This is a genomic window from Gammaproteobacteria bacterium, assembly GCA_019748175.1.
Taxonomy (GTDB): domain Bacteria; phylum Pseudomonadota; class Gammaproteobacteria; order JAIEPX01; family JAIEPX01; genus JAIEPX01.
Window position 1 is genome coordinate 134,391 of record JAIEPX010000002.1, and the last position, 10,201, is coordinate 144,591.

General features: G+C 40.4%; 13 protein-coding genes and 1 tRNA gene. 10 read left to right on the forward strand and 4 right to left on the reverse strand.

All coding sequences use genetic code 11. From position 1 onward, the window contains the following. Positions 1–4: 4 nt before the first annotated feature. Complete coding sequence (locus K2X50_00870) at positions 5–892, reverse strand: arginase (GenBank protein ID MBX9585785.1); 888 nt, start codon at positions 890–892, stop codon at positions 5–7. A 21-nt stretch (positions 893–913) separates the two neighbouring features. Further along, positions 914–985 (reverse strand) — tRNA-Glu (locus K2X50_00875). A gap of 121 nt (positions 986–1,106) precedes the next feature. Between K2X50_00875 and pcnB the strand changes: the two genes are divergently transcribed. From pcnB to rpmG, 7 genes are all read left to right on the forward strand, one after another. After that, positions 1,107–2,570 carry a polynucleotide adenylyltransferase PcnB gene (gene pcnB, locus K2X50_00880; protein ID MBX9585786.1) on the forward strand — a complete coding sequence of 488 codons (1,464 nt, stop codon included), beginning with the start codon at positions 1,107–1,109 and terminating at the stop codon, positions 2,568–2,570. A 72-nt stretch (positions 2,571–2,642) separates the two neighbouring features. Then, positions 2,643–3,128, forward strand: coding sequence for a 2-amino-4-hydroxy-6-hydroxymethyldihydropteridine diphosphokinase (gene folK, locus K2X50_00885; GenBank protein ID MBX9585787.1), 486 nt, complete (start codon positions 2,643–2,645; stop codon positions 3,126–3,128). 47 nt (positions 3,129–3,175) lie between these two features. Further along, entirely contained in the window at positions 3,176–3,658 is a 483-nt protein-coding gene (gene coaD / locus K2X50_00890) for a pantetheine-phosphate adenylyltransferase (protein ID MBX9585788.1), read from the forward strand. Then, positions 3,658–3,918 (forward strand): YfhL family 4Fe-4S dicluster ferredoxin, encoded by a 261-nt coding sequence (locus tag K2X50_00895; GenBank protein ID MBX9585789.1) that lies wholly within the window; start codon positions 3,658–3,660, stop codon positions 3,916–3,918. Before coaD ends, K2X50_00895 begins: the two co-directional genes overlap by 1 nt. Positions 3,919–4,251: 333 nt before the next feature. Further along, positions 4,252–5,454, forward strand: a complete 1,203-nt coding sequence (locus K2X50_00900; GenBank protein MBX9585790.1) for a fatty acid desaturase — start codon at positions 4,252–4,254, stop codon at positions 5,452–5,454. Between the two features lie 113 nt (positions 5,455–5,567). Continuing rightward, on the forward strand, positions 5,568–5,795 hold the full coding sequence (gene rpmB / locus K2X50_00905) for a 50S ribosomal protein L28 (GenBank protein ID MBX9585791.1): 228 nt from the start codon (positions 5,568–5,570) through the stop codon (positions 5,793–5,795). Positions 5,796–5,814: 19 nt separating this feature from the next. Next, a complete protein-coding gene (gene rpmG, locus K2X50_00910; GenBank protein ID MBX9585792.1) occupies positions 5,815–5,979 on the forward strand; it encodes a 50S ribosomal protein L33 in 165 nt (54 codons plus the stop codon). A gap of 139 nt (positions 5,980–6,118) precedes the next feature. Here the strand turns inward: rpmG and radC are convergent, their stop codons facing one another. Next, positions 6,119–6,796, reverse strand: coding sequence for a DNA repair protein RadC (gene radC / locus K2X50_00915; GenBank protein MBX9585793.1), 678 nt, complete (start codon positions 6,794–6,796; stop codon positions 6,119–6,121). Positions 6,797–7,042: 246 nt separating this feature from the next. Between radC and dut the strand changes: the two genes are divergently transcribed. Genes dut through xth form a run of 3 tightly spaced genes read left to right on the forward strand, consistent with a single transcriptional unit; the run spans position 7,043 to position 9,743 of the window. Continuing rightward, positions 7,043–7,501 carry a dUTP diphosphatase gene (gene dut, locus K2X50_00920; GenBank protein MBX9585794.1) on the forward strand — a complete coding sequence of 153 codons (459 nt, stop codon included), beginning with the start codon at positions 7,043–7,045 and terminating at the stop codon, positions 7,499–7,501. After that, positions 7,446–8,909 (forward strand): phosphomannomutase/phosphoglucomutase, encoded by a 1,464-nt coding sequence (locus K2X50_00925; GenBank protein MBX9585795.1) that lies wholly within the window; start codon positions 7,446–7,448, stop codon positions 8,907–8,909. The genes dut and K2X50_00925 overlap by 56 nt, the downstream gene beginning before the upstream one ends. 57 nt (positions 8,910–8,966) lie before the next feature. After that, positions 8,967–9,743 carry an exodeoxyribonuclease III gene (xth, locus tag K2X50_00930; protein ID MBX9585796.1) on the forward strand — a complete coding sequence of 259 codons (777 nt, stop codon included), beginning with the start codon at positions 8,967–8,969 and terminating at the stop codon, positions 9,741–9,743. 95 nt (positions 9,744–9,838) lie between these two features. Here the strand turns inward: xth and K2X50_00935 are convergent, their stop codons facing one another. After that, complete coding sequence (locus K2X50_00935; GenBank protein MBX9585797.1) at positions 9,839–10,084, reverse strand: helix-turn-helix transcriptional regulator; 246 nt, start codon at positions 10,082–10,084, stop codon at positions 9,839–9,841. Positions 10,085–10,201: the final 117 nt, after the last annotated feature.

Consider the following 10,201-nt stretch of genomic DNA (forward strand, 5'->3'; position numbering starts at 1 on the left):
AATACTATGTCTTCGAAAATAGTGTTTCAATAAGATCAAAAATAATTTCTTCTGTTTGATGATTCTTGTCGAGTGTAGGATTAAATTCTGCAATTTCTAGTCCTATTAATGATGGATGATTATTACAAGATTTTAATGCATTAAAAAGTGGCTTTGATGATAATCCCTTTGGCTCAGGAGTTCCTACTCCCGGTGCTTCAATTGGATCGAGCGCATCAAGATCAAAACTAATCCCGTATCCTGCAGTTCCTGTTGAGGCAATTGTCAGTGCTTCGCTTAAAACAATCTCGATTCCGCGTTCATTTATTTCTTCCATGTAAAAAATGCGGACATTGAGATGCTCGAGTAATTTTTTTTCTTCAGCTTCATAAGAGCGCACGCCGATGAGGCAAAGATGTTCTGGTTTAATTTTAGGGGTTGATGTACGCACGGAAGTGAGTGAAGGATCGCCATACCCTAATAATGTAGCGAGCGGCATGCCGTGAATATTGTCTGAAGGTGTTGTTTCTGGTGTGTGACTATCCATGTGTGCGTCGAACCAAATTAATCCCAGATCTCCATGTTTTGCTACTCCTGAAGAAGCGCCGCTCCAAGTTCCTATAGCTGAGCTGTGGTCACCACCTAATGTGACAAAATATTTGCCTGCACGCGATAAATTTTCAGTAGTTGTTGCAAGTCGTACATTGATGTCGTGTAGAAAAGGAAGTGCCTCTATGCCGCGAGCGCGCCCTGTTGGATAAAAACATTCATAATCGCTGATTAAATTGTTGAGACGAGGCATAGACTCAGAGTTAATAATCTGTTCGGGACCTTTCTTGGCGCCTGCTTGAGAAGTGCCAAGGTCACATGCATACCCGAGCAGGGTAATTTTTCCATTTTTTGATTGAGGCATTTTGGGCTCCGTTTCACTTTGTGCTCCCTAGGGGAATCGAACCCCTGTTTACGCCGTGAGAGGGCGACGTCCTAACCGCTAGACGAAGGGAGCAAACGGCCATTATATGCAATTCAGGTTGTTGGGGATAGAGGGCCTGCCCCCTTACCGATTTACCCCTTCCCCTATCTGAGCAAAATGGGTATTATCCTAGTTTTTATGAACGTTGTAGCGAATGAAGAAAGTTTGGCACACAATTAAAGCCCGTGTAAGTAAGCCTCGGCGGGCGGTATCATCCACGAATGTTTCGGCACATGCTGAGATTATTCCAAGTACATCTCACAATATTTCTCAGCATAATATCAGTTCCGCGTCTTTGAAAGTGTTGCATCGTCTAAACGATGCTGGCTTTTCCGCCTACCTCGTTGGTGGTGGTGTGCGTGATTTATTGTTAGCGCTAAAACCCAAAGATTTTGATGTTGCGACAAATGCATCGCCCGAACAAATTCGTCGTTTATTCAGTAACAGTCGAATTATTGGTCGTCGTTTTCGATTGGTGCATATTCGATATGGTCGAGAAATTGTCGAAGTTGCAACGTTTAGAGGAAAAGGTGGAAATGTTCCTGATGAGGAATTGGAAAATAATTTAGACAAAATTGAAGAGAATGAAGCTATTTTTTCAGAAGATTTTGAAAAAGAAAATTCTGTAGAACCCGAATCGAAGAAAAAACGATCCCGTACCCCCGCGGGAATTTTAGAGCACGATAATGTTTATGGTACAATGGAAGAGGATGCTTTTAGGCGCGATTTTACAGTCAATGCTTTATTTTATGGAGTAGAAGATTCTTCAGTAATTGATTTTTGTCATGGCATGCAAGATTTAGAAAACAAAAAAATCCGCGTAATTGGAGATCCGGAGAAGCGTTATCGAGAAGATCCTGTGCGCATGTTGCGAGCAATTCGTTTTGCTGCAAAATTGGGTTTTACTATTGAACAGCAATCTGCAGTACCTATTCAAAAATTAGCAGATTTATTATCGCATGTTCCTCCTGCGAGAATGTATGATGAATTTATCAAATTAATTGTGAGCGGCTTTTCTGTCCAAACGTTTGCATTTTTGATGCAGTACGGATTGTTTAAATATATTTTCCCTCATACTTATCGTAGTATGAAGGGACCTGATGGTGAGTCAGTTTCAAAATTTATTGAAGTTGCATTGCAAGAAACGGACGCTAGGATAGCTGCAGGAAAAACAATTAATCCAGCATTTATGTTAGCCGTTTTGTTATGGCATCCTTTGCAAGAACGCCGACATTTTTACGAGCAAGAGGGTCATAATCTTTATGTGGCAAATCAATTAGCTCAAAACGATGTGATCAAAGAACAGGTATCTCGCATTGCTTCACCACGGCGTACTACAACAACATTACGCGATATTTGGATGTTGCAAAATCATCTAGCTCAAACGCGAAAAATGCGCATTTTAAGAGCTTTTCATCATCAGCATTTTCGAGCAGGATACGATTTTTTATTGTTGCGTGCTCGTGTAGGGGATTCAGTTCAATCATTAGTTGATTGGTGGACTCGTTTTCAGCAGGTTGATGAGGAATCGCAAGAAAATTTAATGAATGAGCTTCAGTCAATGCATGGTTCAAAAAAACGAGGTTCTCGTCGACGACGACCACCTACAAAAAGATAAAATAACCATTTTTGTCCAGGTTGGGCTAAATATGGACGTTTCCATCCTGTGGTGAAAAGTTAAGAGGATTTTATGTCTCAGGTAATTGCGTATATTGGATTGTCAAGTAATCTGTCAGATCCGGTTCAGCAGGTTCACCGGGCATTTGATGAGCTCGCTGAACTCCGTCAAACTCAGTTAATAACAAAATCCAAGTTGTATCTTAATCCACCCATGGGGCCGCAAGATCAGCCGGATTATATTAATGCGGTGGTTCAATTGTCGACAAAATTGCAGGCCGAAGAATTAATGGAAGAGCTGCAAGCTCTCGAACGGCTCCATCAACGTGAGCGCATCATTCACTGGGGTCCGCGAACATTAGATCTGGATATGCTATTATATGGACATGAAGAAATTTCATCAGAGCGTCTAAAAGTGCCGCACCCTGGTTTAAAACAACGCATATTTGTAGTGCAGCCTTTGTTAGAAATCGCTCCAGAGCTGATATTGCCCGATGGCACCAAATTGGCCTCCTTGATGAAAGAGTTAGGTCCTGAAATGACAGGAATAACAATTTAGGCGGGGGGTGCCGCTGAATAGATAATGTTGAAAGACGAGGTGTCATGATGAATTCCGTTGTCGTTTATACCGGTACTTTTGATCCCATTACGTTGGGGCATGTGGATATTATTGCTCGGGCATCAAAGCACTTTGAGCAAGTGATCGTCGGCATGGGGGTTAATCAGATAAAGCAACCATTGTTGAGTGAATCGCAGCGTTTAGAGTTGGTTCAACAAGCTGTCAAAGTTTTCGATAATGTGAAAGTCACGACCTTCTCAGGACTGGCTGTTGATTTTGCTAAACAGCACGGCGCCAGGCTGATATTACGCGGATTTCGGTCGGCCTCGGATATTGATTATGAATTGCAGATGGCGACTATGAACAGAGCTATGAGTTCTGATATTGAGACGATTTTTATACCCACTGATCCTCAATACGCGTTTATTTCTTCACAATTAGTGCGGGAAATTGCAAGAAACGGTGGCGATCTGTCGTCATTTGTTCCGGAATTTGTTATAAAAGTATTGAATGGGTTGGGAGGTAATTAATGGCATTGATGATCACTGACGAGTGCATCAATTGTGATGTGTGCGAGCCTGAATGCCCTAACGACGCTATTTATCAAGGTGCGCAGATCTATGAGATTGATCCCAACAAATGCACTGAATGTGTTGGTCATTTTGATGAGCCTCAATGCCAGCAAGTGTGTCCTGTTGATTGCATTCCCATTAATCCCGAAGTTCAGGAAAGTCGTGATGAATTGATGAATAAGTATAAGAGATTAATAACACGTAAATCGGGTTCTTGATCACCCTATTAATACTGCCTTTTAAGGGTCGATTGGCATCCCTCTGCACTTCTGACCTTGAACCTAGATTCTGCAGTTGGAATCTACTACGAGGCCCTAATGCACTGAATCTAAAGACTTTTTGAAGCATTTTTTATTTCACCGTACAGTTGAGTGCGCCATCAATAAAAAACACCTCAAAAAGTGTTTATCTTCAGCACATTAGAACCTCTCGCTACGATCCCAACTGCAGAATCTAGGTTGAATTAGTAGCTAGTATAGTCCTCATGCTTTAGAGTATCTTTTTTATCGCTTACGCGGTACAATGGCTTGTTATCTAAACGGAGACGTACCATGATACATAGCTTAGTTTCTCTATCATTTTGGGGTAATGTAATTGTTACACTTATCCTAACTCACATCACTGTATTAGGTGTGACCATCTATTTGCATCGCTGTCAGGCACACCGAGCTTTGGATTTACATCCCGCACTATCACACTTTTTTAGAATGTGGTTGTGGTTATCGACAAGTATGAGTACGCGCGCTTGGGTAGCAATCCACCGTAAACATCACACCTTCGTGGAAACAGAAGACGATCCACACAGTCCGGTAGTTATGGGGTTGCCAAGAGTATTTTTTGGTGGCGTCATTTTGTATCGTAATGAAAGTAAAGTGAAAGAGACTCAGGAACGATTTGGTCGCGGAACGCCCGAAGATTGGCTTGAAACAAAGCTTTATGCTCCTCGTCCACTGACAGGTGTAATTACACTATTAATTCTGGAGCTGATGATATTTGGTTGGCCTGCCTTGATTATGTGGGTTGTTCAAATGCTTTGGATTCCATTCTGGGCAGCTGGAGTTATCAATGGTATTGGGCATTGGTGGGGCTACCGAAATTTTGGAAGTCCTGATGCTTCGACAAATATTGTGCCGTGGGGAATAATTGCTGGTGGGGAAGAGCTACACAATAACCACCATGCATTTGGTACCTCAGCTAAACTCTCCGTTAAATGGTATGAGTTTGATATTGGTTGGTTCTATATTCGGCTATTCGAAATCCTTGGATTAGCAAAAGTGCATCGGTCTATACCTAAAATCATCTCTGATCCTAAAAAGAATGTGGTTGATAGCGAGACATTGGGTGCTTTGTTAGGGAATCGTTTTCAAGTGCTCGATCAATACTGGCGTAGAGTTTTTCGACCGGTGATACGTGAGCTAAAACAACGGGCTTCTAAACCTCAGCAAGGGCTTTTACGTGGCGCGCGTCGATTATTGAACAAAGACGAAGCGCAGAGAAATCCGGCAGAACAGGCTCAGTTACAAGAGATTTTGGCTCAAGGCTCAACGTTAAAAACAATTTATGATTTGCGTAACGAGCTTCAAGAAATTTGGCATCGTACAACAGCCAACCAAGTGGAGATGTTGGAACGCTTGCAAAATTGGTGCCAAGAGGCTGAAGCTACTGGGATTCAGGCTTTGAAAGATTTCGTAGCGCTTCTGAAGACTTACACGTTGCAACAGCAACGAGCTCGTGTGAAGTCAAACGGACAGTAACAAACGTACTGTCTTTGAGGTAGGATTGATATTAATTAGGAACGGCGAGAATAAGCTTGCTTGCTGGTTTGAACTCTGCTATAAATCGCTGTTCTTTGTGTTGGAGATAAGTCATGGCAAAAGTATGTATAGTGACGGGCAAAAAACCCATGTCTGGGCATAATGTTTCGCACTCAAATCGAAAAACGAAAAGACGGTTTTTACCGAATTTGCAAACACGACGTTTTTGGGTTGATAGTTTGAAGAAGTGGATCACACTGCGTGTTTCTACTAAAGCGATACGTACTATCGACAAAAAAGGGATCGACGCAGTTCTCAAAGATATTGAGAGCCGTAAGTAAATATTGAGAGGATTAAAGAATGGCAGCTAATCGTGAAAAGATTAAATTAGTTTCTACTGCTGGGACTGGTCATTATTACACTACTACGAAAAACAAGCGCACCAAGCCTGAAAAAATCGTATTGAAAAAATATGATCCTAAAGTTCGTAAGCATGTCGATTATAAAGAAGACAAGATTAAATAATTTATTATTCATCTGATAAAAGGGCGCGGTTTGACCGTTGCCCTTTTTTGCTTTTAAAGGGGGCAGATTTAAGCGTGATGTACTCTCAAACCAAACGGGTTGGAGAGTACATCAAGCTTAGACTCTGCCCTTTCTTTACTTAAGTGATCAGTCTTTCTTCTGCAAATGAAAATGCATTCGAATTCCCAATGATAATGTGATCTTTCACGACTAAATCCAGTGGTGAAAGCGCTTTGATAAATTCCTGAGTTAGATTTTTGTCCGCTTGGCTTGGGTATGGGTCACCGGAAGGGTGATTGTGTGCAAAAATCAGCCCAACGGTAGGGTGAGCAAGTGCTCGCTCGATGATGATACGAAGATGTATAGTGGCTGAATTAACCGTTCCATAAAATAATTCTTCATAAGCAATTAATCGATTGTGACTATCAAGGAATAAAACAGCGAAAGTTTCATTTTTGAGATGACGCATTTTTCTGATTAGAAATTGTTTGGTGGCGATCGTCGTTGAGAGTGTAGGGCCACGTTGCAGTGGTTCTTGAAGGTAGCGAAGAGTGAGTTCAAGCCCCGCGCGAAGCTGACAAAATTTTGCACTACCTAGTCCAGAGGTTTTGCGTAATGAGGCAAAGTCTGCGTTGAGTAAGTTGTTGAGTCCGCCGAATTGTTCGAGTAGTTCATGGGCGAGTGCAATGGATGAGGTGCCTCTGCGACCCGTGCGTAAAAAAATGGCAAGCAATTCAGCATCGGTTAGAGCTTCAGGGCCATAGGCGATTAATCGTTCTCGAGGACGTTCATTGAGAGGAATATCGGATATTTTCATTTTTATTTCCTTATGTTATTGGATCAGTTTTGAAAATGGCTCAAATCATGAAGCCTGATGTTCCTTTTTCTGGATATTAGGGTCAATACCGTATCGAGTGGGAAAGCAGAGGTTAGCCTTGATTTAAGAAAACTAAATCAGTACATTGTTAGTAGTGCTTGATTCTGTCTGGAAGATGTTATCTGGTGAATGTGAATACAGGGCATTATTGAGCAAAATATCTAGAATCATTAACTGGGGGATACTGTGCAAAAGACCATTCAATTGAAAATTCTCGACGATCGTATTGGTACTGAACAATTTCCACTACCAGAATATGCTACGACAGGATCTGCTGGCTTAGATTTAAGAGCCTGTGTTGATGAGCCCTTAGAAATTGCACCCGGTGAAGTGAAATTAATCCCTACCGGTTTAGCAATCCACATTAATGATCCTGGGTATGCTGCGACTATATTGCCACGATCAGGATTGGGCCATAAACATGGTGTAGTGTTGGGCAATTTAGTGGGATTAATTGATTCAGATTATCAAGGTCCTCTGATGCTTTCTTGCTGGAATCGTAGTGATAAATCCTACACAATTCAACCTGCAGAACGTATCGCACAATTGGTTGTTATGCCAGTGAGTCGAGTGACATTTGATATTGTCGATGAATTTAAAAATAGCGAAAGAGGAGAAGGTGGATTTGGATCTACAGGTAAATGATAAGTTGCAGCAATATCAAATAATTAATGATATTCCAGAAACCATTTTTCGAGCATACGATATTCGAGGAATTGTTAATGAAAATCTTACGGCAGATATTGTTTATACAATAGGATTAGCCATTGGTGCTGAAGCAAAATCGCGCGGTGAAAATTTTGTCGCTGTGGGTCGTGATGGTCGTCATTCTTCTCCAGAATTATCTCAAGCATTACAAACAGGATTGACTCACGCTGGAGTCACTGCAGTAGATTTACTGCAAGTCCCAACGCCAGTTTTGTATTTTTTTCTGCATAATGATGAAAAAATTACTTCTGGTGTGATGGTAACTGGTAGTCATAATCCTAGTCAGTATAATGGTTTGAAAATAGTATTGGGAAGAAAAACACTCTTTGGTGAAGCTATTAGTGCGCTACGACAGCGAATTATAGAAGGTGTTTCTGCTGAGAATAATAATATTCCGTCTTATTTTGTTTCAAATGCAGTGGAAAATTACCAAACATTTATTGTGGATAAAATAAAATTAGATAGGTCACTCAATATCGTGATTGATGCTGGAAATGGTGTGACCGGTTCTGTGGCGCCTTCTTTGTTTCGTCGATTAGGTTGTACTGTTCATGAATTATTTTGTGAAGTCGACGGTGATTTTCCCAACCACCACCCAGATCCTTCACGTCCTGAAAATTTGGATGCTTTAATCGAAAAAGTACAAGAAACAGGTGCTGATCTTGGATTAGCCTTTGATGGGGATGGCGATCGATTAGGTGTTGTGACTGCAAAAGGAAAAATAATCTGGCCTGATCGTCAGTTAATGCTATTTTCTCAAGATATTTTGTCACGCAATCCAGGGGCATCAATTATTTATGATGTTAAATGTTCGCGCCATTTAGGCGATGTGATCGATGCTGCCGGTGGTAAACCGCTGATGTGGAAAACAGGGCACTCTTACATAAAAAGTAAAATGCTCGAAACAGGTGCTTTATTGGCCGGAGAAATGAGCGGTCATATATTTTTCAAGGAACGTTGGTTTGGTTTCGATGATGCCTTGTATGCTGCTGTTCGATTATTAGAAATTGTAAGCCATAATGAGCTTTCAGTTGATGAGATTTTTTCTGCATTGCCTGATAGTTTAGCGACACCTGAATTGCAATTAAAAATTGAGGATGAACGTAAATTTCTTTTTATGGATAAACTGGCGGAATCCGCTCATTTTCCGAATGCGAAAATATGCACGATTGATGGGGTCAGGGTAGATTTTGCTGATTCGTGGGGGTTGGTGCGCGCATCCAATACTACGCCTTCGATCGTGTTTCGGTTTGAGGCTGATAACGAAACCGCATTAGAAAGCGTAAAATCGAAATTCAGGCAATGGCTTCATTCATTAGATTCTAATTTGAAATTACCGTTTTAACCTAGATTCCAACTGCAGAATCTAGGTTTAATATCTGGGATATAGTGAGAGAATATTATGTTAAAAGTTGTTTCAGCGAATTTAAATGGCATTCGATCTGCTCAGAGAAAAGGTTTTTTTGAATGGCTGCTGGCGGAGCAACCAGATGTTATATGCGTTCAAGAAGTTAGAGCTCATATGATTCATTTGAAGGATCAACATTTTTATCCAGAAGGTTATCATCATTACTTCGTGGATGCTGAAAAAAAAGGCTATAGTGGTGTCGGTATATATTCTAAAAAGAAACCTGATCACGTTATTACTCAACTGGGTTGGGATGTTTCTGATACAGAAGGGCGTTATATTCAGCTCGATTTTGGTAAATTAAGTATTGCCTCACTGTACTTACCCTCAGGTACCAGTGGTGAAGGTCGGCAAGATGTCAAGTATGATTTTTTAGATCAATATGAAAAGGTATTGCGTAAGCAGCGTCATGATGGTCGTCATTATATTTTATGTGGCGATTGGAATATTGCACACAAAGCGATCGATCTCAAAAATTGGAAAACCAATCAAAAAAATTCGGGTTTTTTACCCGAAGAGAGAGCTTGGTTAGATAAATTATTTGATGAAATTGGTTTTGTTGATGCTTTTAGAGTGCTCAATCAAGAGCCTGATCAATACACCTGGTGGTCTCATCGCGGACAAGCGTATGCAAAGAATGTAGGGTGGCGTATCGATTATCAAATTGTCAGCCCCGAATTAAAAAAGAAAATTCAAAATGTCAGTATTTATAAAGATCAGAAATTTTCTGATCACGCGCCACTCATTATTGATTATGATTTAAAGGTCTGATTTATTTGATTTATAAAATAAATCATGCTTGATTCTGATATGGCATCTCCTGAAAAACAAGGCTGATTTTTAGGTTTTGCAGCATCTGCTATAGATTAATAGTGAGCAATTAATGAAAGGGTGCTCAATAAGTGTAATCGATTTCTTGCGCCTGTTTTATGTCTAAGATTTTTTAAGTGAAATTCTACCGTTCTCTGAGATATCTCTAATGCCGCTGCAGTTTGTTTAGCAGATTTTCCAATGCTAAGGTAGTAGAGGCACTCAAGTTCCCTTCTCGTTATTTGGAAAGACTGATTTTTAAGAATAATCATCTTTAAATTTTCAATTTCAAAGCAGTTCATTTCTAAACTTCCTATCAGAGTAATAAGATAATTATCCGCTATAAACGGTTTTATAAAATCCGTAATGTTACCCAAAATAATAAATTGATTTATGTTTTATGAAAAATAAAAACCTAG

Excerpts from the sequence above, each read along its gene's own strand:
- K2X50_00870 (MBX9585785.1), bottom strand. The coding sequence starts at position 892 with ATGCCTCAATCAAAAAATGGAAAAATTACCCTGCTCGGGTATGCATGT.
- pcnB (MBX9585786.1), top strand. The coding sequence starts at position 1,107 with ATGAAGAAAGTTTGGCACACAATTAAAGCCCGTGTAAGTAAGCCTCGG.
- folK (MBX9585787.1), top strand. The coding sequence starts at position 2,643 with ATGTCTCAGGTAATTGCGTATATTGGATTGTCAAGTAATCTGTCAGAT.
- coaD (MBX9585788.1), top strand. The coding sequence starts at position 3,176 with ATGAATTCCGTTGTCGTTTATACCGGTACTTTTGATCCCATTACGTTG.
- K2X50_00895 (MBX9585789.1), top strand. The coding sequence starts at position 3,658 with ATGGCATTGATGATCACTGACGAGTGCATCAATTGTGATGTGTGCGAG.
- K2X50_00900 (MBX9585790.1), top strand. The coding sequence starts at position 4,252 with ATGATACATAGCTTAGTTTCTCTATCATTTTGGGGTAATGTAATTGTT.
- rpmB (MBX9585791.1), top strand. The coding sequence starts at position 5,568 with ATGGCAAAAGTATGTATAGTGACGGGCAAAAAACCCATGTCTGGGCAT.
- rpmG (MBX9585792.1), top strand. The coding sequence starts at position 5,815 with ATGGCAGCTAATCGTGAAAAGATTAAATTAGTTTCTACTGCTGGGACT.
- radC (MBX9585793.1), bottom strand. The coding sequence starts at position 6,796 with ATGAAAATATCCGATATTCCTCTCAATGAACGTCCTCGAGAACGATTA.
- K2X50_00925 (MBX9585795.1), top strand. The coding sequence starts at position 7,446 with ATGAATTTAAAAATAGCGAAAGAGGAGAAGGTGGATTTGGATCTACAG.
- xth (MBX9585796.1), top strand. The coding sequence starts at position 8,967 with ATGTTAAAAGTTGTTTCAGCGAATTTAAATGGCATTCGATCTGCTCAG.
- K2X50_00935 (MBX9585797.1), bottom strand. The coding sequence starts at position 10,084 with ATGAACTGCTTTGAAATTGAAAATTTAAAGATGATTATTCTTAAAAAT.